The sequence below is a fragment of the Pseudomonas inefficax genome (genome assembly GCF_900277125.1).
Classification (GTDB): domain Bacteria; phylum Pseudomonadota; class Gammaproteobacteria; order Pseudomonadales; family Pseudomonadaceae; genus Aquipseudomonas; species Aquipseudomonas inefficax.
Map to the genome: position 1 here is coordinate 22,854 of NZ_OPYN01000101.1, position 23,168 is coordinate 46,021.

Below are 23,168 nucleotides of genomic sequence, written 5' to 3' on the forward strand. Positions count from 1 at the left end.
AGGGGATAAGCAGCGGTTATTGGCGGATCAGCTCTTTTCATTATCTGCGGCCCTGGCCCGCGCTCTAGATTGCCCCGGCACGGCCCGCCAGCGTCACGGTGGGCACAACAAGAACAACGCAGTTGCCTGAGGACCCCTCATGAGCCAATTCCAGTTCCATTTCCCCACCATTGCCAAATGTGGCGCGGGCCTGGCCGACCAGGCCGGTGCGCTGCTCAAGCCGTATGTGGACGGCACCCTGCTTGTGGTCACCGACCAGGGCCTGATCGACGCAGGCATCCTGGCCGGTTTCTTCGCCTCGCTGGAGCAGGCGGGCATCGACTACCAGCTGTTCAGCGCCGTTGAAGCCAACCCCAGCACCGACGTGCTCGATGCTGCCGTGGCGCTACTGAAGGAGCGCAACTGCACCGCCGTGATCGGCGTGGGCGGCGGCAGCAGCATCGACACCGCCAAGGGCGTGGCGGCGATGGCCACCAACCCTGGCAACATCCTCGACTACGAGGGCTACGACAAACTGACCCTGCCACCGCTGCCGATCTTCGCCATCCCGACCACCTCGGGTACTGGCAGCGAATGCACGGCGTCGACCGTGTTCACCAACAAGCGCACGCTGTTCAAGACGGTGATCGTCAGCCCGCGGCTGTTCCCGCGCCTGGCCATCCTCGACCCGGCACTGACGCTGAAGCTACCTGCGGCCATCACCGCCGCCACCGGCATGGATGCCCTGACCCACGCCATCGAGTCGTATGTGTCGCGCCAGGCCAACCCGATCAGCCAGGCCATGGCCCTGCAAGCCATTCGCATGATTGCCGGCAGCCTGGAAAAAACCTACTTCGTCGGCACCGATATGGCGGCCCGCGAGCAGATGCTGCTGGGCTCGTTCCTGGCCGGGGTGGCGTTCTCGCAATCCAAGCTGGGCAACGTGCATGCCATTTCCCACACTTTCGGCGGGGTGTTCAACATCCCCCATGGCATCGCCAACGCTGCCCTGCTGCCTTACGTGATCAAGTTCAACCTGCCGGCCTGCCCGGAGCGCTTCCGCGACATTGCCATTGCCCTTGGCGCCGATGTGACCGGGCTCGGCGTGGCGCAGGCTGCGGCGCGCACGGTAGATGCGGTGGTGGCCCTGAACCAGGCCATCGGCATCCCCGCCACCATTCGTGAACTGGGCGTGGACCTGGAATTCCTGCCGCAGATGGTCAGCGACTCGATGCGCAGCGGCAATGTGCTGGTCAACCCACGCCTGACCACCGCGCGTGATGTCGAGCGCCTGATCACCGACGCCTACCACGGCAACCTCTGAACCTTAACGGAGCCACGACCATGTTCTATGAAATGCGTACCTACACCCTGCACATCGGCAAGATGAAGCAATACCTGGAGCACTTCGAAAAGGAAGGCTTGCCGGTGATCTCGCGCTACGCCAAGCTGGTGGGCTGGTGGTACACCGAGATTGGCGAACTGAACCAGGTGGTGCACATCTGGGCCTACGAGAGCCTTGACGACCGCATCGAGCGCCGCGCTGCCCTGTACCGTGATGCGGACTGGCTGGAGCGCTTCATCCCCGTAGCCTTCCCGATGCTGGTGCGGATGGAATCGAAGCTGTTGATGCCTGCCGCGTTTTCGCCGATCCAGTGACCCTGTAACTGCATTGCATCAAGGAGCAACCCAATGGATCTAGGTATCACCGGCCGCTGGGCCATCGTCTGCGCGGCCAGCCAGGGCCTGGGCAAAGGCTGCGCCGAGGCGCTGGGCAAAGAGGGCGTCAACCTGGTCATCAACGCCCGCACCCAGGCCACCCTGGAGCAGACCGCCGCCGAGTTGCGCGCGGCCTGCCCGGGCATCGAGGTGCGCACCGTGGCCGGTGATGTCGCTGACGCCGAAGTGCGCCAGGCGCTGCTGGCAGCCTGCCCGCAGGTGGATATCCTGGTCAACAATGCCGGCGGCCCGCCGCCGGGCGACTTCCGCGACTGGGGCCGCGAAGACTGGCTGAAGGCACTGGACGCCAACATGCTTACCCCCATCGAGCTGATCAAGGCGGTGGTCGATGGCATGGCCAAGCGCGGGTTCGGCCGGGTGGTGAACATCACCTCCGGCGCGGTAAAGGCGCCGATCGATATTCTTGGCTTGTCCAATGGTGCACGCAGTGGCCTGACCGGCTTCATCGCCGGCCTGGCCCGTCAGCAGCGCTTGGCGGGCAGCAACGTGACGCTGAACAACCTGCTGCCTGGGGCATTCGACACGGCGCGTTTGCAGAAGACCTTGAAGGCGGCAGGTGGCGATGTTGAAGCCACCGCCCAGGCGCGGCGCAAGGCCATCCCGGCGGCGCGCTTTGGCAGTGCCGATGAGTTCGGTGCTTACTGCGCGTTTTTGTGCAGTGCGCATGCCGGGTACATCACCGGGCAGAACCTGCTTATCGATGGCGGGGCGTTCCCCGGCACCTTCTAACGGCTCGAACGCTAACCCTTGTAGGAGCAGCCTTGTGCTGCGAAGAGGCCGGTATGTCTAACAGATTTCTGTAAGTCATGCCGGCCTCTTCGCAGCACAAGGCTGCTCCTACAGGTCAGTGCTCAATGGCTTGGATAGTCAGTAGATCGCCACCGGGTTGATGTTCACCTGGGTCGAGCTCTTGTACAGCGGCTGGCCCAGCACGAACAGGAACTCGAACGCCTTGTCCTTCACCAGCGCGCGGGTGTCGATCAGCTCCAGGTTGTAGATGCCGCGCTTGGCCAGCATGAACTGATTGACCGGGAATTCTTCACCGGTCGGGTTCGGGTACACCTCCGACGCCCAGGTATCGCCACCAAAGGCGACAATGCCCTGGTCCGCCAGCCACTCGGCCGCCGGCAGGTCGATGCCCGGTTCGGTGGCGAGGAATTGCTGGTTGTCCTTGCCGATCAGTTCCAGCCAACCGGTGTTGAACAGCACCACGTCACCCTTGCGCAGGGTAATGCCTTCTTTCTTCAGCACAGCCTTGATGTCGTCGACGGTGAACGAGGTGCCACCGGGTACGATGGTCTTGCCGTAATGAGCGGTCATGTCCAGCACCACGCCGCGGGTGACCATGGGCGGTACCTTTTCCACGCCCAGCTTGGTCACGCCTTCGACGGTGACGAAGTCGGCGGCCTTGTTGCCGTTGTAGTAGACGTTGTCGATACCGATGTGGCCGATGCCGTTGAGCTGGGTGCCGACGCCGGTCCAGCCGTTGACCAGTTCATCGTTGAAGCTGAACTTGTTACGGCCCAGCGTCTGGCCGGCCTGCTCGCCAGGCTGGATGTTGTACAGGTGGAAGCTGCGGTGGCGGAAGGCTGGCAGGTCTTTGCTCACCGGTACGGCCAGCGGGTAGGTCTTGCCGGTCTTGACCAGGCCGACCGCCTGCTTGACCACTTCGGGGGTGAGCAGGTTGGCGGCGCCGATTTCATCCTGCTTGCCGTAGGGCGAGGTCTGCCAGTCGGCGGCCAGAGTGGCCTGGGCAGTGGTCGCCAGGGCGACGGCGAGCAACAGGGGCTTGAAGCGTTTCATCGGGTACTCCTGATAGTGAGGCGTTGTCAGGAGCAGATTCTGCGCAAGGCCACCTATGGGAAAAAGCGGCCCGGGGGACAATGACTTTTGCTTGCCGGTCAACAACCACCCTCGTGCAGCGCCAGGCTCTGGCGCAACTGCTCGAGCATGGCCTGGCGCAGTGCCTGCGGCGCCTGCACACGGATCGAGCCGGCCTGGGACAGCAGCCAGCCCATCAGCGCACGGTTGTCGTCGACGCTCGCTACCAAGGTGGCGCCGCCGTCCGCTAGCAGCGTCAGTTGCATATCTGCAGACAGTGGCGACGCATTCAGGCGCCGGGCCAGCGCATCATCGACCCAGGCGTGCAACTCGATGTGTTGCGGAGGTGTGAGCGCATCGGGCTGCAGCTGCTGCGCTTCGCCCGGGCCAAGGCCCGGTTGCCAGTACCAGCCGTAGGGCATGCCTTTGCTGTTGCACTGCAGCGGGAACAGCGCTGCGAGTTCGATCAGGTCGCGCTCGACGGTGCGTTTGCTGGTGATATGGCCCACGGCTGACAGGGCGGCCTGCAACTGGGTGGAACTCATCCCCGGGTGGCGGCCGGGCAGCAGCTTGAGCAGCTGCCACTGGCGAGCAATGGTGTGGCGGGTAGGGTTGCTGGGCAAAGGGCTCGTCCTTGAAGGCAGGCACGAAGCCCGCCTGGGTGGTGGCGTTTAGCTATTGCCCAGCATACCTTGTAGCAGAATGGGATCCAAGTTTGGCACACGGCGTTCAGCCGAGGCGCGTCACCCATTTGCCTGAGCCTTGGCCCTCTTTCAGCTGCCGTAGAGCCTGTGGCAGTGCCGAGAAGGCGAACTCGCGGCGCTGTGGCGTGATCAGGCTACCATCGGCGACGGCCTGCAGCAGTCGCTCACCGGCCACGCGCAGGGCTTGGCGATCTGCCAACCGGCCGTGGGCATGAATGCTGTTGAGCGCCACCTCATGCAGCGAGATCGCTGTGCTGAAGGCGGGCGTTGGCGCTGTTTCCTGGCGGTCCTGGATGCACACCAGGTGGCCGTTGTAGCCGAGCAGGTGGGCAAGGCTGCCTGCATGGGCGCCGCTGACGGTGTCGAACAGGGCATGCAGCGGGCGCTCGCCCAAAGCGGCCTGCAGTTGGTTCTGCCAGTCAGCGTCGTGGTAATCGAACACCCCGCTCACACCGAGGGCCTTGAGCGTGGCATGGTGGCGTTGGCTGGCACTGGCCCATACGCGCAGGCCACGTTGCGCGGCCAGTTGCGCGAGGTAGAAGCCCACCGCGCCACCGGCGCCGATCACCAGCACGTCGCGGCTGGCACCCTCGGGTATTTTGGCCAAGGCCTGCCAGGCGGTCAGGGCGGGGCAGGGCACGGCGGCCGCGGCGGTGTCGCTGAGCGTGCTGGGGACATGCATCACCAGGCTTGCATCGAGCAGGCAGTGCTCGGCAAAACTGCCGTCACGCGCCAGCGATTGGTGGTAGGCAACGCGGCTGCCCAAGGGCATGTCGACGCCTTCGCCAAGGGCGACTACCACGCCGGCGCCATCTACGCCCGGGACCGTGCCCTGCTGCCAGGCCGGGTGGCCCCACTCGCAGATCTTCCAGTCCACCGGGTTGAGGGCAATGGCGCGGTTGGCCACCAGCACCTCGCCGGGGCCAGGGTGTGGCAGGGGGTTACGCAGCAGTTGCAGGCCGTCGAGGCCGGCGTTCGGGGTCCAGGCCCAGGCTTGATGATCGGTTGGCATGGTGCGGGTCCTTTCGAGACGGGTGTGGGCGGCAGGCTAGCGGGGATCGAGGGAGGGAAACAGGTGCGGTGAGGGCAAGGTGTTTTGATTTCAGAGCAAAAGTCTGGGGCCGCTTTGCGGCCCATCGCGACACAAGGCCGCTCCCACAGGAGAATGGTTTCCCCTGTAGGAGCGGCCTTGTGTCGCGATGGGCTGCAGAGCAGCCCCCAGGTTTAACTCAGATAGCCAGGCTGTCGACTACACCACCATCGACCCGCAGCGCTGCACCGGTAGTGGCGGAGGAGTAAGGGGAGGCGAGGTACACCGCCAGGTGGGCAACTTCGTCGACATCGGCGGCGCGCTGGATGATCGAGCTTGGCCGCGCAGTCCGCACGAAGTTGTCGGCTTCTTCACGAATGCTGCGCCCGGACGCCTGGGCTGCATCAGCCACCAGGGCGGCCACGCCGTCGGTCAGGGTCGGGCCAGGCAGCACTGCGTTCACGGTTACCCCGGTGCCGGCCAGGCGCTTGGCCAGACCATGCGATACCGCCAGGTTGGCAGCCTTGGTCACGCCGTAGTTGATCATGTCGGCAGGGATGGCGATGCCCGATTCCGAGGAGATGAACAGGATCCGCCCCCAACCTTTCTCGACCATGCCCGGGGCATAGTGGCGGGCCAGGCGCACGCCGCTCAGCACGTTGGTGTCGTAGAAGCGCGTCCACTCGCTGTCGGCCACATCGAAGAAGTCGACGTCGTCGTAGATACCCAGGTTGTTGACCAGGATGTCGGCCCGTGGGTGGGCGGCGAACAGGGTTTCGGCACCCGCGGCAGTCCCCAGGTCGGCGACCACACCGTGGATCTGCCCACTGCCACCTTGCTCGCGCAGTTCGGCCAGGGCGGCATCCAGCGACTTCTGGCTGCGGCCGGCAATGACTACGTCAGCGTTGGCGCGGGCCAGGCCGCGGGCGATAGCCAGACCAATACCGCCGGTCGAGCCGCTGATGATGGCGGTGCGTCCGCCGAGGTCGATGTTCATGGAATGGCTCCTGTGGGTGAGTTGCATCGATGGGAGCCATGCTAGAGAACCACGGTCAGACTGTAAAAGACGTAATTCGACTGAGTTCAGACCTGGGTGGACTTATCAACCCCTTGTTCCGCCAATGCCAGCACCTGCTCGCGGAAAATGCCCACGATCGGTCGCAGGTCGACCTGGTGCCAGACCGCCCACAACTGCTCGCTGGGCTGGAACCAGTCCAGCTGGCGCAGCACCACGGTCGGCCCGGCGCTGGCCGACAGGCTGCTCTGCACCATTGCCAGGCCTAGCCCGGCGGACACCAGGCCAAGCACGCTCAGCGGGTCGGTAGCCTCCAGCGACAGGCGCGGGGTGAAGCCGGCATCGCCACAGCGGGCGATGAAATCGTCGCGCTTGTGGACCTGGTCTGGCTGGCCGCCGGTGATGATCCAGTCTTGCTCGTGCAGGTCGGCAGGGGCCAGTTCGGCCTTGCTGGCCAGTGGGTGCGCGGCCGGGATGGCCAGCAGCAACGGGTCGTCCAGCACCGGCTGGCCGCGCAGGTCGGGGTCGTCCTTTGGCGGCCGGTCGCAAACCAGAGCAATGTCCAGGCTGCGCTGGCGCAGGCCCTCGAACTGTTCGTTGGAGGTCATGTTGTACAGCGCAATGTGAATGTTCGGGCGCTCGGCACGAATGGCCCGCACCGCGCCCGGCAGCACGCCGGCATGGATGGCGTGGTTGACGTAACCGATGCACAGCCCGCCTTCCTCGCCACGGCCCAGGCGCTTGCCCAGCGATTCCAGGCGCTCGGCATGCTTGAGCAGGCCGCGCGCTTCGGCCAGGAAGGTGCGCCCGTCCCTGGTCAGGTACAGGCGCTGATTGCGCCGTTCGAACAGCGCCAGGCCAAGGTTGTCCTCCAGCTGGGCGATCTGCCGGCTGAGGGGCGATTGGGAAATATGCAGCTGCTCGGCGGCTCGGCCGACGTTCTCGCATTCGGCGACGGCCACGAAGTAGCGCAGCTGACGTAGATCTTGCATGAGACCTCCAGGGACTTAACTGTTAACAATTATGACTTGGTAGGTCTCAGTCTGGCCAGCCTTGGATGCGTTCACTTCGTCGGGTTGATGAACGGGGTCAATTGTGGGAGCGGCCTTGTGTCGCGAAAGGGCTGCAAAGCAGCCCCAGCAATATTTGTAGTTGTGCTGAACACCTGGGGCTGCTTTGCAGCCCTTTCGCGACACAAGGCCGCTCCTACAACCAACCGCGCTGGCTGGAGCATTGAAGTTGACCTGCCCGCAATAGCTTCTGGATAACCTTTGCCTTCAAGTCAAAACTCATTGTCCCGCCCCTACCTTTTTCCCATCCCCACGTCCCCCGAGAATTCACCCATCCCAACCTTCCACAGGTGATTCTCAAATGCCTCTCGCCTTGTTAGCCCTGACCCTGGCGGCCTTCGCCATCGGCACAACGGAGTTCGTGATCGTCGGCCTCATCCCGACCATCGCCAATGACCTGGCAGTTACCCTGCCTTCGGCCGGCCTGCTGGTCAGCCTTTACGCCCTCAGCGTCGCCATCGGCGCGCCGCTGCTCACCGCCATGACCGGCCGCGTGCCGCGCAAGCTGTTGCTGGTCGGCCTGATGGCACTGTTCACCGCCGGTAACCTGGTGGCCTGGCAGGCGCCCAGTTACGAATCGCTGATCATGGCGCGCATCCTCACCGGCCTGGCCCATGGGGTGTTCTTCTCGGTCGGCTCGATCATCGCCACCAGCCTGGTGCCGAAAGAAAAAGCCGCCAGCGCCATCGCCACCATGTTCAGTGGCATGACCGTGGCCTTTGTCACCGGTATCCCGCTGGGTACCTTCATCGGCCAGCATTTCGGCTGGCGCGTGACCTTCCTGGTGGTGGCTGCCTTCGGCCTGGTGGCGCTGCTCGGCGCGCTGCTGTTCGTGCCCAAGCGCATCCAGCACAGCCAGCCGGCACCGCTGCTGCGCCAACTGCGGGTAATGCTGCAACCGCGCCTGCTGCTGGTGTATGCCATGACTGCCGTGGGTTACGGCGGCTCGCTGATCGCCTTCACCTTCCTTGCCCCGATCCTGCAGGACATCGCCGGCTTTGGCGCCAACAGCGTCGCCCTGGTGCTGCTCGCCTACGGTGTTTCGGTTGCCCTGGGCAACATCTGGGGCGGCCGCCTGGCCGACCGCAAAGGCCCGGTCAAGGCACTGTCGATCATCTTCCTGCTGCTGGCCGTGGTGCTGCTGGCGCTGACCTTCACCGCGCCGCATCCGGTGCTGGTGGTAGTCACCGTACTGGCCTGGGGCGCGGTGGCCTTTGGCAATGTGCCGGGCCTGCAGGTGTACGTGGTGCAGCAGGCGGAAAAGGTCGCCCCCGACGCAGTCGACGTAGCTGCCGGTTTCAACATAGCCGCCTTCAACCTGGGTGTTGCCGGTGGTTCCTGGGGCGGTGCCCAGGTGGTGCAACAGCTCGGCCTCGGCCACACCCCGTGGATCGCCGCGCTGGTCACCCTCGGTGCCCTGGCCCTGACCCTGTACAGCGGCCGCCTCGACCGCCGCGTACCTGCCCAGCCACAACCTGTCGTCAGCCGCGCCTGACCGCTGATTCCACCTACGGAGATGCTCGTAATGACTCAAGATCCGCTGTTCCAACCCCTGCAATTCGGCGCCCTGAACCTGCCCAACCGCGTGCTGATGCCGCCAATGACCCGCTCCCGTGCCGCCCAGCCTGGCGATGTACCGACCGCACTGATGGCCGAGTACTACGCGCAACGCGCCAGCGCCGGGCTGATTGTCAGTGAAGGCACCTGGATCTCGCCATTGGGCAAGGGTTACGCCCGCACCCCAGGTATCCACACCCAGGCGCAGATCGACGGCTGGCGCCTGGTCACCGAGGCGGTACATGCAGCAGGCGGGCGCATCTTCGCCCAGCTCTGGCACGTCGGCCGCCTCAGCCACAGCAGCCTGCTCGGCGGCCAGGCCCCGGTGTCGTCCTCGGCGATGCAGGCCGAAGGCGTGAATGTATTCATCGACAATGCCGACGGCACGCCAGGCTTTGTCCAGGCCTCCAAGCCACGTGCGTTGAGCGAAGCGGAAATTGCCGAGATCATCGAGCAGTACCGCCAGGCTGCGCGCAATGCCATGGCGGCGGGTTTTGACGGTGTCGAATTGCACGCGGCCAACGGTTACCTGGTCAACCAGTTCCTCGATTCCGGCGCCAACGACCGCACCGACCGCTACGGCGGTTCGCTGGAAAACCGCCTGCGTTTCCTCGACCAGGTAACCCGTGCGCTGGTCGAAGGCACCGGCGACGCCCAGCGCGTAGGCGTACGCCTGGCGCCGCTGACCACGCTCAATGGCTGTGTCGATGCCGACCCGGTTACCATCTATACCGCCGCGGCCAAGCGCCTGGGCGAAATCGGCATCGGCTACCTGCATATTGCCGAAGCCGACTGGGACGACGCGCCGGACATGCCGGTGGACTTCAAGCAACAGCTGCGTTCGGTGTTCCCCGGGGTGATGGTGTATGCCGGCAAATACACCGGCGAACGTGCACGGCGTGCGCTGGAGGAGGGCTGGGCTGACCTGATCGGCTTCGGCCGACCATTCGTGGCCAACCCGGACCTGCCGGCGCGGCTGAAGCTGAATGCGCCACTGGCGGAGCACGAACGAGCCACGCTGTTCGGTGGTGATGCCCATGGCCTGACCGACTACCCGGCGCTGGCAACAGCCTGACTTCAGGTTCTACTTCTGTAGGAGCGGGCTCACGCTGTACTTGTGGGAGCAACTGTCTTGGATATCTCTTCAAGCCAGCACTGGCCCTTGTAGGAGCGGCCTTGTGTCGCGATGGGCTGCGCAGCGGCCCCGGCAATCTTTGCTGCGAAGCTGAAAATCTGGGGCCGCTTCGCGCCCCATCGCGACACAAGGCCGCTCCTACAGGTATTTGCACATGGCTTGAGGCCGGTGTGGTCGAGGTGGGAACTTTAGCCGCGAACACCGGCAACGCCGGTGCCATCCACCGTGTCGACGGCTTCGCGGCTGAACCCGCTCCCACAGTGACCGTGCAATTTCGAGGTAGGGCGTAAAACTACTTGGTGAAAAAGCCGGCTGCACTGAAGTTTGTGTAAAGCCGCCACTCACTGTTCTATTCCATCATCACAGCGTTGGCGTATTTCTCCTGGTCCGGTGTGAACGTTGTCAGCATGCCGGTGTGTTTACAGGTCAGGGTGAGCTCTGTTCGCGTATCGATGAACAAATCCTCGCCGCGAAGGCCCTGCCACTGCGCCAGATACTTGAACGAACCGTACTTCATCGGTTTCTTCAATGCGCGATCATGGCCACCTTTCCAACCTAGCACCGGAAGTACGCCATCGATGCAGTGCCGGGCAAGTTCTGGCTGGGCCAGGGCCCGCTCACGGCCAATCTCCCAGCAGCGGATCAAGCCCTCGTCGGGCCCCTTCCATGCTTCTTCCCAGGTGATCAAAGTGCGGATGGGGTGATGAATGGGGCGTCGAATGACCCCGGTAGCTCGATCCATGACTGAGATTGTCCATAATGTTCAGTTGGTCTGGATGCTACTAATTGGCCACTATCGTGTCCAGTGCTCGCCGACCCCGCCCTGCGTTCACTATAGGCTCTGCTGCAATGCCTCGATAAACACCTCTTCGGCGCGGCTGAAGCGCTGCTCCCTGTTCCACAACAGGTGAATATCCACATCGGCAATGCCTTCCTGTGGTGGCAGCTTCCACAGCAACCCGGCGTCTACATCCGCTGCCACCACATGCTCGGGCAGGCAGCCTATGCCAAACCCGGCAATCACTAGCCGGCGCACTTCTTCAAGGCTGGGTGACGATGCCACGATCCGCCCGGCAAACCCTTGCTGGTCGCGGAAAATGGTCAGTGGCGACAGCATGCCGCCAATCTGGTCACTGGTGAAGCTGACGAAGTTCTCCCGCTGCAGGTCGCCTTCGACCTGGCCGAACAGGGCATGGTGCTTGCCACAGAAGAACGCATAGCGCTGGCGCAGGAACAACCGTTGCTCCAGGCGTGGCTGCGCACGCCGGTTCAGGCTGAGGCCCGCCGTTGCGGTTTTTTCCTGCAGGGCGGCGACGATGTCGGAGCTGCGCATTACGTCGATCTCCAGCTCCACCCGCGGGTGCTGGCGGTGGAAGTCGGCGAGGAAGTCGTCGAAGCGTTCGTTGACGATACGGCTGATCATCAGCAGGCGTACCTTGCCCACCAGTTCGTCCGCCGGCTGCTCCAGCAAGCCGCCGATCTGCGACATCTGTCCATAGACCTCGCCGGCCAGCTGGAACAGCTGCTCGCCCATTTCCGTCAGCACGAAGCGCGGCCCGCGGCGGGCGATGAGCTGGCGGCCAAGCTGTTCTTCAAGGCGCTTGAGCGCCTGGCTCACTGCGGGCTGGGTGAGATGCAGGCGCGCGGCAGCACGGCTGATGGACAACTCCTGGCCGATGACCCGGAAGGTACGCAGCAGGTTCCAGTCGAGGCGGTCGTTGAGCAGACGGTCGGGCATGGCAGGGGCTCGATAATAAGCAAGGCTAATATTGCGAATAATAAATAGAAAATTGACTAATCATAGCCCTGGGCCGATAAATCGCAGGTATCGAGGCCTGTTGCATCGGTGCTGGCTTCTTCGCGGGTAAACCCGCTCCCACAGGGATTGCACAAGGCCTGCAAGCGCTGCAGTACCTGTGGGAGCGGGTTTACCCGCGAAGAAGCTGACACCAGACCAACAGGCCAAGCGCCACAAGAGCGCCACCGTGCCCCCGACAACTCCTGCCAGAACAACAAGCAAAGGAGCCCCCATGAAGCCCACCGCTTCCGCCCAGCCACGCCGTGCCGCCGCCGCCGCGTTCATCGGCACCATGATCGAATGGTACGACTTCTACATCTACGCCACCGCCGCCGCCCTGGTGTTCGGCGCGCTGTTCTTCCCCTCCGACAACAGCCTGTTCAGCACCATGGCCGCGTTCGGCACCTTCGCCGTCGGCTTCTTCGCCCGGCCGCTGGGTGGCATCGTCTTCGGCCACGTGGGCGACCGTATCGGCCGCAAGAAGTCGCTGGTCATCACCTTGCTGATGATGGGCATCGTCACCGTGTGCATCGGCCTGCTGCCAACTTACGCGCAGATCGGCGCCACCGCACCGGTGCTGCTGATCATCCTGCGGGTGATCCAGGGCATCGCCGTTGGCGGCGAGTGGGGCGGGGCGGTACTGATGGCCGGCGAACACGCACCCAAGGGCCGGCGCAACTTCTTCGCCTCGTTCGCCCAGCTGGGCAGCCCGGCGGGCCTGATCCTATCGTTGCTGGCCTTCGGCGTGGTCACCCGCCTGCCGGAGGAAGACCTGATGAGCTGGGGCTGGCGCGTGCCGTTTCTGGCCAGCGCGCTGTTGCTGCTGGTGGGCCTGGCGATTCGCCTGGGGGTCAATGAGTCGCCCGAGTTCATTGCCAGCCGCGAGCAGGCGGCCAAAGCCCAGCGCAAGGAGCAGGCACCGGTACTGGAAGTGCTGCGCACCGCCTGGCGCCCGCTGCTGCTGTGCATCGGGGCCAATACCCTGGGGATCGCCGGGGTCTACTTCACCAACACGTTCATGATCAGCTACACCACTCAGCAGTTGCATCTGGAGCGCTCGCTGATCCTCGAATGCCTGTTCTTCGTGGCAATCATCCAGTTCTGCGTGCAGCCGTTGGCCGCGTGGCTGTCGGAAAAGCTCGGCGCCACCCGCTTCCTGGCCCTGGTCGCGCTGCTGGCGATGGCCTCGCCCTACCCGATGTTCGTGCTGGTCAGCTCGGGCCAGGGCCCGTTGATCGTGCTCGGCATCGCCCTGGCCGCCGCGTGCATGGCGTCTTTCTACGCAGTGATCGCTGGCTATGTCAGCGGCATGTTCGACACCCGCGTGCGCTACACCGCCATCTCCCTGGCCTACCAGATCTGTGGCGCCATCGCGGGCGGCCTGACCCCGCTGATCGGTACCTGGTTGGCCCACACCTTCACCGGCCAATGGTGGCCGATGGCGGTGTTCTACACCCTGATCGCAACCATTTCGCTGGTGTGCGTGCTCGCCCTGGCACGCCAGTACGCCCGCAGCCAGCGCCTGGAACTGGCCTGATCGAACCGCTTTTTTCTGGAGTACCCGCACATGTTGAAATGCAATGGCGAACGCCTGTGGGCGAGCCTGATGGCCATGGCCGAAATCGGCGCCACCGCCCGTGGCGGTAGCTGCCGCCTGGCGCTGAGCGACGAGGACAAGGCAGGCCGGGAACTGTTCAGCCATTGGTGCCGCGAAGCCGGGCTGATGCTGACTGTGGATGCCATCGGCAACCTGTTCGCCCGCCGCGCTGGCAGCGACCCCGATGCAGCGCCGGTGATGATGGGCAGCCACCTGGACACCCAACCTGAGGGCGGCCGTTTCGATGGCGTCTATGGCGTGTTGGCCGGGCTGGAGGTGGTGCGCCGCCTCAACGACCTGAACATTCACACCCGCAAACCGCTGGAAATAGCTGTCTGGACGAACGAGGAGGGCGCCCGCTTCACCCCGGCCATGTTCGGATCGGCGGTGTTCACCGGTACCCTGGCACTGGACGAAGCGCTGGCCATTCGCGACGCCGATGGCATCAGCGTCGCTGACGAACTGCGACGCACCGGTTACGCCGGCCAACGCCCGCTGGGCGGCCCGGTCGATGCCTATTTCGAGGCGCATATCGAGCAAGGTCCGATCCTTGAAGACAACGCCAAGGCCATCGGCGTGGTCAGCGGCGGGCAGGCCATCCGATGGCTGGATGTCAGGGTCGAAGGCATGGCCGCGCATGCCGGTACCACGCCGATGCCGCTGCGCAAGGATGCCCTTTACGGTGCGGCACGGATGATCCAGGCGGTCGAGCAACTGGCTGCCGATTTTGCCCCTGAAGGCCTGACCACGGTGGGTGAACTGTCCATCGCCAAGTCTTCGCGCAACACCATTCCGGGGCTGCTGCAGTTCACCGTCGACTTGCGTCATCACCGGGATGAAGCCATCGAGGCGATGGAGCGTGACCTGACGTTGAAGCTGCAAGCCATCGCCGATCAGCGCGGGCTGCAGGTGCGTATCGAGCGCCACTGGGTCAGCCCGGCCACGCCATTCGATGCCGATTGTGTAGCCGCCGTGCAGCAGGCGGTGGACGGTCTCGGTTATGCCCAGCAGTCCATCGTCAGCGGCGCCGGCCACGACGCCATCCTGCTGGCCCGCTACTGCCCGACAGCGATGGTGTTCATCCCCTGCGTCGGCGGCCTGAGCCACAACGAAGCCGAAGACGTGTTGCCCGAGGATGCCCGCCAAGGCGTCGACGTACTGCTCAACGCCGTGCTGGCCCGCGCCGAACAAGTCGAACAAGGAGAAGCCTGATGCGTTGCTACTTCCACCCCGAACAGCTGCTGCACCACCCGCGCAGCTACTACTCGCGCGGCGCCATGCGCACCCCGCAGGAAGTCCCCGAACGCGCCCAGCGCCTGCTGCAGGCCGCCAAGGATTTGGGCTTTGACATCCGCCAGCCTGAGGACGCCGGCCTCGAACCGCTCAAAGCTGTGCATGGCGAGGCCTACCTGGCCTTCCTCGAAGAGGCCCATGTGCGCTGGAAGGAAGTGCCCGAGGACTGGGGCGACGAAGTCATGTCCAACATCTTCGTGCGTGAACCCAACGCCCTGCGCGGCATCCTCGCCCAGGCCGGGCGTTACCTGGCTGATGGCAGCTGCCCTGTGGGCGAAAACACCTGGCGCTCGGCCTATTGGTCTGCGCAAAGCGCGGTGGCCGGTGCCAAGGCCATTCTCGACGGCGAGCCGGCGGCCTATGCCTTGTGCCGGCCACCGGGGCACCATGCGCGGTTCGATGCGGCGGGCGGTTTCTGCTACATCAACAACGCCGCTGTCGCCGCGCAGGCCTTGCGCAGCCGCTACAGCCGCGTGGCCATCCTCGATACCGACATGCACCATGGGCAAGGGATTCAGGAGATCTTCTACGACCGTCGGGATGTGCTGTATGTGTCGGTGCACGGCGACCCCACCAACTTCTACCCGGGTGTGGCCGGGTTCGCGGACGAGCGTGGCAGCGGTGTGGGGGAGGGGTACAACCTGAACTTGCCGATGGCGCATGGGGCTAGCGAAGCGGACTTCATGAGCCAGCTGGAGATCGCGCTGGCGGCGGTTAAGGACTTTGGCGCCGAGGTGCTGGTGTTGTCGCTGGGGTTCGATATCTATGAGCTCGACCCGCAGAGCAAGGTAGCGGTGACGACTGAAGGGTTTGCAGTATTGGGCGAGCGGATTCGGGCGTTGCGCCTGCCGTGCTTGATCGTGCAGGAAGGGGGATATCACCTGGAGAGCCTGGAGGCGAATGCGCAGGCGTTTTTTGCTGGCAAGGCGGAATGGCGATAAGTAGTGTCGGGGCTGACAGGTGCTTGCCATGACAGTTTCAGCGCCTATGAGATCGAGCGCCGCCCGCGCGGCGCTTCGCAGCACAAGGCTGCTCCTACATCTGTTTCGGGCCAATTATTCCTGTGCCTGGTGGGTTGCAGCCTTGGTGCATGACTGGAGATGGATGAAAAGCAGCAAAGCAACCTTCGATATCGAATGGAACAAACAAGGCGGGCAGAGGTGACCTCACAGGAGTGACTGGCCCGAAACAGATGTAGGAGCAGCCTTGTGCTGCGAAGCGCCGCGCGGGCGGCGCTCGATCTCACAGGCGCTGAAACTGTCATGGCGAACACCCCGCAGCCCGTTACACCCCACCCCGCCGCACATGCTTCACCAGCACCTTCTCCAGCAACTCCCACATCGCCGGCTCGGTACTGAATGCCACATTGAACCGCATCCACCCGGTCGCCTTGGCATCGACCATGAACAACTGCCCGGGCCCGAGCATGATGCCTTTCTCCAGCGCATCATCCAGCAACGCGGCGCTGTCTGGAATCGCCGGGTGCCGGGTCCAGATATACATTCCTTCATCCGACTCGGTGAACAGCTCGAAGCCCAACCGATGCAGGTGCCGGCCAACTTCCTGGTGCGCCTCGGCCAAACGCTGGCGCAGGCGCTTGAGGTGCTTGCGCCAGCGCCCGTCGATGATCGCGGCATACACCACGCGCTCCATCACCTGCGAGGTGGTCAGGCCCGAGCGCATCTTCAGGTGCAGCAACTTCTGCATCAGCTCGGGGTTGGCCAGCATGTAGCCGACCCGCACATTGGGCGAAATGCTCTTGGAGTAGCTGCCCACATACACCACCTGCTGCAGGTGGTCGAGGCTGGCCAGGCACGGCTGTGGTTCGGCGACCATGTCGGCGTACAGGTTGTTCTCCACCAGGCGGAAGCCGTGCTGGCTGGCCAGTTGCAACAGGCGGTGCAACTGCGGCAGCGGGGTGCGCGAGCAGGTCGGGCTGTGCAGGTGCGGCTGGGTGAAGAACGCAGTGGGGCGGTGATGGGTGAGTAACTGCTCCAGCTGGTTCAGGTCGTAGCCGGCCGGCGTGCGCGGCACGCCGACCAGGGTCGCGCCCTGAGTGCGCAGGATGCTCATCAGGTTGGGGTAGCCGGGGTCGTCCACCAGCACCACATCGCCCGGGCGCACCAGGGTGCGCGCGGCCAGGTCCAGGGCCTGGCTGGCGCCATGGGTGAGCATCAGCTGCGCCGGGTTGGCAACGATCGACAGTTCCTGCTGCAGGTTCTGTGCGGTCAGGGCACGCAGCTCCATCAGGCCCATGGGGTCGCCATAGCCCGACAGCTCCAGCGGGCTGCCGGCCACCTGGCGCAAGCCACGGCGCAGGCCGTCTTCGTACATCCAGTCGTTGGGCAGCCAGCCGCACCCCGGCTTGAACGGCAACTGGCGGATTTCGAAGATCTGCTGCAGGTACCACTCGGAGTTGAACGTTGGTCGACTGGTATCGGCCTCGGCGTTGTGCGGGTCGAGCAGTTCGCCGGCCGCGCGGTTGACGAAGAACCCCGCATTGCCCCGGCTCACCAGCAGGCCCTGGGCGACCAGACGGTCGTAGGCCTCGACCACGGTGAAGGTGCTCACCGAATAGCTCGCGGCAAAGGCGCGGATCGAGGGGACCTTGGCGCCTGGCTTGAGGGTCTGGTTGTCGATCAGCTCGCGCAGCCCGTCGATGATCTGGTTCACCAGCGGGGTCGAGGAGTCTGGATGTAATTCGAACATTCGGGGCCTTCAGGGTGCGTATCGCCCGGCGTTTGCAAGGTGTATTGCATGGGCGACCTGTACAGTGCAGTGCGAGATTCATGCCACTGTGCATGGCTCTCTGCGTCGGACATTTTTACATTAGGTGTCAGATATCGCCACCTAAAGCATGTTCAGTTCGCTCCAGGCGCCTGCCCTGGGGCGCGTCAGCAGGCCGCCATGGAAGGCCTGCGTGTGTTCGCTCACACCATCCTGCGCGCATTAGCACTGATGTACGTGAAACCGCCAGCCATCGGGGTTTCACAGTTTTCCTTGGATAAAAAGAAGCACGGGGTACACAACTGATGGACGCAACATCCACAACCACCACCGCGAAAAGCGGGCACGAGAGCAAACTCAGTGCCTCGCTCAAGTCGCGCCACCTGACGATGATGTCGATCGCCGGGGTTATCGGCGGCGCCTTGTTCGTCGGTTCCGGCAGCGTGATTCACAGCGCCGGCCCAGCTGCTGTGCTGGCCTACCTGGCAGGCGGCATCCTGGTGGTACTGATCATGCGCATGCTGGGTGAAATGGCGACTTCCTCGCCAGACACCGGTTCGTTCTCCACCTATGCCGATCGCGCCATCGGCCGTTGGGCCGGTTTCACCATCGGCTGGCTGTACTGGTGGTACTGGGTGATCCTCATGGCCTGGGAAGCTTATGTGGCGGGCAAGATCCTGCATGGTTTCTTCCCCGACGTCAGCGTCAACGTGTTCGTACTGGCCACGACCCTTCTGCTGATCACCGTCAACTTCTTCAACGTCAAGCACTACGGTGAATTCGAGTTCTGGTTTGCCTTGATCAAGGTGATCGCGATCGTCTGCTTCCTGATCGTGTGTACCGCTGCCGTGCTGAATATCTGGCAGTTCGGTGAAGTGCGTGGCATCAGTCACCTCACCGCAGAAGGGTTCATGCCCAACGGCATCACCACCGTGATCGGTGCCTTGCTCGGGGTCATGTTTGCCTTCCTCGGCGCGGAGATCGTCACCATCGCAGCTTCCGAAGCCAAGGACCCGGCCGCGCAGATCGTCAAGGCGACCAACTCGGTGGTCTGGCGTGTGTGCCTGTTCTACGTGGGTTCGATCTTCCTGATCGTCTGCCTGGTGCCGTGGAATGACCCGCACCTGGGCGTTTCCGGTTATGGCGCCTACCGCCGCACCCTGGAGCTGCTGGGCGTGCCGTATGCCGAGCTGCTGATGAACTTCGTGGTGCTGACCTCGGTGAGCAGCTGCCTGATCTCGGGCCACTACACTGCTTCGCGCATGCTGTTCTCCCTGGCCCAGCGTGGCGACGCGCCGTCGTTCTTCAAGATCACCCGCGCCGGCACCGGTGTACCGGTATACGCGATCATGGGTTCGTGCGCGGTGGCCGTGGTGTGTGCGCTGATCAACTTCAGCGAGACCCTGCGCCCGAAAGACGTGCTGGAAACCCTGATGAACACCACCGGCATGATCGCTCTGCTGGTGTACCTGGTGATTGCCTTCTCGCAGCTGCGCATGCGCCGCAAGCTGATTGCCGAAGGCAAGGAAGTACGCCTGAAGATGTGGCTGTTCCCATGGCTGACCTACCTGGTGATCGCGTTCATCGTGGTCGCCCTGGTGACCATGGCCTTCATGCCTGACTACCAGATCCTGGTGATCTCCACCGGTATCGCCGCGGCAATCGTGGTGGCGATGGGTGTGGTGCACCAGATCCGTTCTGGCAAGCAGCACTAAGCGTCACTCGCTTCTTGAAACGGCCGGCTCCCTCGGGGACCCGGCCGTTTCGCGTTGTTGGCCAGGTTTTGTGGGAGCGGCCTTGTGTCGCGAAAGGGCTGCAAAGCAGCCCCAGGATGTCTGCAACACTGGAGAACCATGGGGCCGCCTTGCGGCCCTTTCGCGACACAAGGCCGCTCCCACAAGGACCGCGTCAGACCTATCAGAACAGTGCAGATGGCAATATGCTGAACACATTGCCCGCCCAGAGGAGCTTCACATGGCCTGGTCCGCCACCCAATATTCCCTGTTCGAAGACGAGCGCACCCGCGCCGTGCGCGACCTGCTCGCCGCTGTGCCGCCACGCCCGGTCCGCCACGCCACCGACCTGGGCTGTGGCCCTGGCAATTCCACCGAGGTGCTGCTGCAACGTTACCCGGATGCCCAGGTGACGGCCCTGGACAGCGACCCGGACATGATCGACAAGGCCCGCGAGCGCAAACGGCTTTGCATCCCCCGCGTGCGCATGGTCATCGGTGACATTGCCGGCTGGTCCGCCCCCGAACCGCAGGACCTGATCCTGGCCAACGCCTCGCTGCAATGGGTACCCGACCACGCCTCGCTGTACCCGCACCTGGTGCGCCAGCTGAGCGAGGGTGCCAGCCTGGCCGTGCAGACTCCCGACAACCTCGACGAGCCGGCCCACCGTCAATTGCGCGAGATCGCCAGCCAAGGCCCTTGGGCAACGAAGTTTGCCGATTTCCAGCTGCCGCCGCGGCACAACGCAGCGTTCTACTACGACCTGCTCAGCCCGCTGTGCGCGCGCGTGGATGTTTGGCGCACCACCTATCACCACCCGCTGATGGGCGGTGCTGAGGCGGTGGTGGAATGGTTCAAGGGTTCGGCGCTGAGGCCGTATCTGGCCAGGCTCGATGAACGGGAGCAGGCCGACTTCCTGCAGATGTACCTGCAAGCCATGCAGCGCGACTATCCGCCGGCCAGCGACGGCAAGGTGCTGTTGCCGTTCCCGCGCTTGTTCGTGGTCGCTACCCGCTAGGTCGGCGCCAACGCCAGGCCACGTAACTGTAGATGCCGAGGTTGAGCAGCAGCACGAAAGTGCCTAGCAGCAGCTGGAGGTGCGGGGTCAGCCCGGCGGGGTAGATCAACGGCCAGATGTAGTGCTCGACGAAGCCACCCTGGTAGCCCGCGTCACCGGCCGCGCTGCGCATGCGGTTTTCCCAGGTGGTCAGCGGGCAACCCAGGTGCAGGCACTCCACCGCCAGGCCCCAGGCCAGGGCTGGCAGGTGCAGCAGCAGGGCAGGGCGCCAGCGCAGCACCAGCAGGCCGCCGAACAGCACCAGCAGGATGAAGGCCAGGTGCAGCAGCACCAGGGTGTCGGCGGCCAGGCGGTAGAGCATGGGAGGTTGGCTTGAGGATTGAGGTTATCCCAGCATAGCTGGTTGCTTGTGCCGGCCTCTTCGCGGGCTTGCCCGCTCCCACAGGTACTGCGCAGCACTCAAACCTGTGGTGATCCTGTGGGAGCGGGCGTGCCCGCGAAGAGGCCGGCACAGGCCTACAACCCTTCCTCCACCATCTGCAGGAAGGTCGCCACCACCCGCCGCGTTCGCTGTTCACTCAGGCACACCAGTGTCTCGGTCAGGTGCCGCTGGCAGTCGACGATCGGCAACGCGCACACCCGCGCATCCGCACCAAACTCCGCCGCCGACACCACCCCCACGCCAATCCCCACCACCACCGCTTCGCGCGCCGCTTCGCGGCCTTCCACCTGGATCGCCGGGCGAATCCGCAGCCCGGCCCGTTGCATTTCTTCTTCCAGCGTCTGCCGCGTCACCGACCCGGGCTCGCGCAGCACCAACGGCGTATCGTCCAGGTCCGCCAGGCTGATCGCGCCGCGGCTGGCCCACGGGTGCTGGTGGGAAACAAACGCCACCATCGGGTCGCGCCGCAGCGGCAGGCAATGCAGCCGCTCATCGTCCACATCCCGCCCCAGCAGGGCCAGGTCGGCCTGGTAGCTGAACAGCCGGGCCAGCGACTCGTCGGTGTTGCCAGTCTCGATCTTTACCTGGATGCCCGGGTAGCGCTGGCAGAAGCGGGCGATCTGCGGCAGTACGTGCACCGGCGCGTCCACCGCCAGCACCAGGCTGCCGGTGTGCAGCGCACGCGAATCCTGCAGCAGTTCATGGGCCTCGGCCTCGCAGGCGAACAGGCGCTGGCTGATGCCCAGCAGACGCTCGCCGAGGTCGGTGAGCTGCACCGAGCGTTTGTTGCGGTGGAACAGCAAGACGCCGAAGCGCTCCTCCAGTTTGCGCACCTGGTCCGACACCGCGGGCTGGGTAAGAAACAGTTTTTCCGCGGCGCGGGTAAAACTGCCGTGAACCGCTACGGCATGGAACGCCTTGAGTTGTGCGTGGGAAACCGACATGACGACCTCAGTAACAAGCTGGGCTTATGTGTGAAATACGATAAATCGATTTTATTTATCTTAGCGCAACTGTTTCCATGCATGTCAGCCCGACGCTGGCACCACAAGTGCCGCCAGGGCCATGGCACCCACACGGCGCCATCTGACCCGATGACAGCCTCGTCATCGCTGTGCGTAACACAAGAACAAGACAGGCGTTTCTTCACATTCTGCCGGCACACTTGAGCAAGAGGTCAGACTTAAATGAACCAATCCCTAGCCGCGTTCAAACGCTGGCGTATCCAGATTTTCGCCATTACCTGGCTGGCCTACGCCGCCTTCTACTTCACCCGCAAGGCCTTCTCGGTGGCCAAGCTGGGCATCGGTGAAGACCCCAACTTCATGCTCGACAAGGCCGCCATGGCCAACCTCGATGCCATCTACCTGGCAGCCTACGCCGTAGGCCAGTTCACCTGGGGCATGCTTGCCGACCGCTTTGGACCACGCGTGGTGGTACTCGGCGGTCTGCTGATTTCTGCGGCGGCGGCGGTGGTGATGGGCAGTTACGCCACCTTCCCGATCTTTGCCACCTGCATGCTGGTGCAGGGGCTGGCGCAATCCACCGGCTGGGCCGGGTTGTGCAAGAACATTGGTAGCTTTTTCCCGGCGTCGCAGCGAGGGCGGGTGCTGGGCCTTTGGAGCTCCTGCTATGCCTTCGGCGGCCTGGTGGCTTCGCCGTTCGCCGGCTGGTGGGCCTATACCCTGGTCGGTACCTGGCACGCGGCATTCTTCTCCAGTGCCGCGGTGGTGGCGCTGGTGGCCGTGCTGTTCTTCTTCCTGCAGCGCAACAAGCCTGAAGACGTCGGCCTGCCAGCCGTGGAGCCCGAGCCGCAGAGCATGGCCCCGGCCGGCAACCTGTGCAGCGTGTGGGCGCCGCTGAAGGAGATCATGCGCAACCGCACGGTGCTGACCCTGGGCCTGGCGTACTTCCTGTTGAAACCGGCGCGCTACGCCATCCTGCTGTGGGGGCCGGTGATCGTCTTCGAGCAGATGCCTTCGGTGGGCAAGGTGGGTGCAGCGATCATCCCGACAGCCTTCGAACTGGCCGGGTTGCTCGGCCCGATCATCATCGGCCTGGCCTCCGACAAGCTGTTCGGCGCCCGACGCATGCCGGCCTGCGTCATCAGCCTGGTGCTGCTGACCATGGCCCTGGCGGCCTTCATGGCGGCCATGCACACCGGCAGCGTGATCCTGGTGGTGGCCCTGCTGTTCGTCATGGGCCTGACCCTGTACGGGCCGGACTCGATGATCAGTGGCGCCGCGGCCATCGACTTCGGCACCGCCAAGGCCGGCGCCACCGCGGCTGGCTTCGTCAACGGCTGCGGCTCGGTGGGGGCGGTGTTGGGCGGGCTGCTGCCGGGGTACTTCGATGGCGTCACGGTGTTCATCGTGTTTGCCGGCTGCGCGCTGTTCTCGGCGCTGGTACTGCTGCCGCACTGGAACAGCCGCCCGGCCAGCGCTGCGCAAAGCAATGACGTGGCACCGAATACCAGCATGGCAATCAAGCCACTGCGTACCTGAAAGGA

Annotated in this window: 22 protein-coding genes; 12 read left to right on the top strand and 10 right to left on the bottom strand. The window is 64.2% G+C overall.

Features of this window, described 5'->3' with window-relative positions; translation table 11 throughout:
* Nucleotides 1–139: 139 nt before the first annotated feature.
* From JV551A3_RS12405 to JV551A3_RS12415, 3 genes are read left to right on the top strand one after another with little or no spacing between them, the layout of a single operon-like run.
* A complete protein-coding gene (locus JV551A3_RS12405; protein ID WP_133971484.1) occupies nt 140–1,303 on the top strand; it encodes an iron-containing alcohol dehydrogenase in 1,164 nt (387 codons plus the stop codon).
* A gap of 20 nt (nt 1,304–1,323) precedes the next feature.
* Nucleotides 1,324–1,638, top strand: coding sequence for an NIPSNAP family protein (locus JV551A3_RS12410; RefSeq protein ID WP_013972037.1), 315 nt, complete (start codon nt 1,324–1,326; stop codon nt 1,636–1,638).
* A 33-nt stretch (nt 1,639–1,671) separates the two neighbouring features.
* A complete protein-coding gene (locus JV551A3_RS12415) occupies nt 1,672–2,448 on the top strand; it encodes an SDR family oxidoreductase (protein ID WP_133978737.1) in 777 nt (258 codons plus the stop codon).
* Between the two features lie 138 nt (nt 2,449–2,586).
* Here the strand turns inward: JV551A3_RS12415 and JV551A3_RS12420 are convergent, their stop codons facing one another.
* The 5 genes from JV551A3_RS12420 to JV551A3_RS12440 form a co-directional block, all read right to left on the bottom strand.
* Nucleotides 2,587–3,522 carry a cyclase family protein gene (locus tag JV551A3_RS12420; RefSeq protein WP_133978738.1) on the bottom strand — a complete coding sequence of 312 codons (936 nt, stop codon included), beginning with the start codon at nt 3,520–3,522 and terminating at the stop codon, nt 2,587–2,589.
* Nucleotides 3,523–3,620: 98 nt separating this feature from the next.
* Nucleotides 3,621–4,163 (bottom strand): WYL domain-containing protein, encoded by a 543-nt coding sequence (locus tag JV551A3_RS12425; RefSeq protein WP_133971490.1) that lies wholly within the window; start codon nt 4,161–4,163, stop codon nt 3,621–3,623.
* A gap of 106 nt (nt 4,164–4,269) precedes the next feature.
* Nucleotides 4,270–5,256, bottom strand: a complete 987-nt coding sequence (locus JV551A3_RS12430) for a zinc-binding dehydrogenase (RefSeq protein ID WP_133971493.1) — start codon at nt 5,254–5,256, stop codon at nt 4,270–4,272.
* A 217-nt stretch (nt 5,257–5,473) separates the two neighbouring features.
* Nucleotides 5,474–6,271: an SDR family NAD(P)-dependent oxidoreductase gene (locus JV551A3_RS12435; RefSeq protein ID WP_133971495.1), complete on the bottom strand. Its 798-nt coding sequence runs from the start codon at nt 6,269–6,271 to the stop codon at nt 5,474–5,476.
* A gap of 86 nt (nt 6,272–6,357) precedes the next feature.
* On the bottom strand, nt 6,358–7,281 hold the full coding sequence (locus JV551A3_RS12440; protein WP_133971497.1) for a LysR family transcriptional regulator: 924 nt from the start codon (nt 7,279–7,281) through the stop codon (nt 6,358–6,360).
* A 379-nt stretch (nt 7,282–7,660) separates the two neighbouring features.
* On the opposite strand from JV551A3_RS12440, the gene JV551A3_RS12450 reads away from it, so the two are divergent.
* Nucleotides 7,661–8,854, top strand: coding sequence for an MFS transporter (locus tag JV551A3_RS12450; RefSeq protein ID WP_046614019.1), 1,194 nt, complete (start codon nt 7,661–7,663; stop codon nt 8,852–8,854).
* A 30-nt stretch (nt 8,855–8,884) separates the two neighbouring features.
* Nucleotides 8,885–9,991, top strand: coding sequence for an alkene reductase (locus tag JV551A3_RS12455; RefSeq protein ID WP_133971501.1), 1,107 nt, complete (start codon nt 8,885–8,887; stop codon nt 9,989–9,991).
* A 409-nt stretch (nt 9,992–10,400) separates the two neighbouring features.
* On the opposite strand, the gene JV551A3_RS12460 is transcribed toward JV551A3_RS12455, so the two are convergent.
* Entirely contained in the window at nt 10,401–10,793 is a 393-nt protein-coding gene (locus JV551A3_RS12460; RefSeq protein ID WP_133971503.1) for a hypothetical protein, read from the bottom strand.
* A gap of 90 nt (nt 10,794–10,883) precedes the next feature.
* Nucleotides 10,884–11,789: a LysR family transcriptional regulator gene (locus JV551A3_RS12465; protein ID WP_133971505.1), complete on the bottom strand. Its 906-nt coding sequence runs from the start codon at nt 11,787–11,789 to the stop codon at nt 10,884–10,886.
* A 292-nt stretch (nt 11,790–12,081) separates the two neighbouring features.
* Here JV551A3_RS12465 and JV551A3_RS12470 point away from each other — a divergent pair, with 292 nt between their 5' ends.
* Genes JV551A3_RS12470 through JV551A3_RS12480 form a run of 3 tightly spaced genes read left to right on the top strand, consistent with a single transcriptional unit; the run spans nt 12,082 to nt 15,680 of the window.
* Entirely contained in the window at nt 12,082–13,386 is a 1,305-nt protein-coding gene (locus tag JV551A3_RS12470) for an MFS transporter (RefSeq protein WP_133971507.1), read from the top strand.
* Between the two features lie 30 nt (nt 13,387–13,416).
* Complete coding sequence (locus tag JV551A3_RS12475) at nt 13,417–14,658, top strand: Zn-dependent hydrolase (RefSeq protein WP_133971509.1); 1,242 nt, start codon at nt 13,417–13,419, stop codon at nt 14,656–14,658.
* Nucleotides 14,658–15,680 carry a histone deacetylase family protein gene (locus tag JV551A3_RS12480; protein ID WP_133971511.1) on the top strand — a complete coding sequence of 341 codons (1,023 nt, stop codon included), beginning with the start codon at nt 14,658–14,660 and terminating at the stop codon, nt 15,678–15,680. The genes JV551A3_RS12475 and JV551A3_RS12480 overlap by 1 nt, the downstream gene beginning before the upstream one ends.
* 343 nt (nt 15,681–16,023) lie before the next feature.
* Here the strand turns inward: JV551A3_RS12480 and JV551A3_RS12485 are convergent, their stop codons facing one another.
* Complete coding sequence (locus tag JV551A3_RS12485; RefSeq protein WP_133971513.1) at nt 16,024–17,448, bottom strand: aminotransferase-like domain-containing protein; 1,425 nt, start codon at nt 17,446–17,448, stop codon at nt 16,024–16,026.
* Between the two features lie 48 nt (nt 17,449–17,496).
* On the opposite strand from JV551A3_RS12485, the gene JV551A3_RS12490 reads away from it, so the two are divergent.
* The 3 genes from JV551A3_RS12490 (at nt 17,497) to tam (ending at nt 20,217) form a co-directional block, all read left to right on the top strand.
* Entirely contained in the window at nt 17,497–17,772 is a 276-nt protein-coding gene (locus tag JV551A3_RS12490; protein ID WP_133971515.1) for a hypothetical protein, read from the top strand.
* The gene (locus JV551A3_RS12495) at nt 17,772–19,181 is read left to right on the top strand and encodes an amino acid permease (RefSeq protein WP_133971517.1); all 1,410 of its coding nucleotides are present in this window, start codon (nt 17,772–17,774) and stop codon (nt 19,179–19,181) included. The genes JV551A3_RS12490 and JV551A3_RS12495 overlap by 1 nt, the downstream gene beginning before the upstream one ends.
* Before the next feature lie 259 nt (nt 19,182–19,440).
* On the top strand, nt 19,441–20,217 hold the full coding sequence (gene tam / locus JV551A3_RS12500) for a trans-aconitate 2-methyltransferase (protein WP_133971518.1): 777 nt from the start codon (nt 19,441–19,443) through the stop codon (nt 20,215–20,217).
* Here the strand turns inward: tam and JV551A3_RS12505 are convergent.
* Entirely contained in the window at nt 20,207–20,578 is a 372-nt protein-coding gene (locus tag JV551A3_RS12505) for a DUF2784 domain-containing protein (protein WP_133971520.1), read from the bottom strand. The genes tam and JV551A3_RS12505 overlap by 11 nt on opposite strands.
* Nucleotides 20,579–20,733: 155 nt before the next feature.
* Nucleotides 20,734–21,603 carry a LysR substrate-binding domain-containing protein gene (locus JV551A3_RS12510; RefSeq protein WP_013972053.1) on the bottom strand — a complete coding sequence of 290 codons (870 nt, stop codon included), beginning with the start codon at nt 21,601–21,603 and terminating at the stop codon, nt 20,734–20,736.
* A 243-nt stretch (nt 21,604–21,846) separates the two neighbouring features.
* Between JV551A3_RS12510 and JV551A3_RS12515 the strand changes: the two genes are divergently transcribed.
* Nucleotides 21,847–23,163 (top strand): MFS transporter, encoded by a 1,317-nt coding sequence (locus JV551A3_RS12515; protein WP_112252240.1) that lies wholly within the window; start codon nt 21,847–21,849, stop codon nt 23,161–23,163.
* The last annotated feature ends 5 nt before the right edge of the window (nt 23,164–23,168 follow it).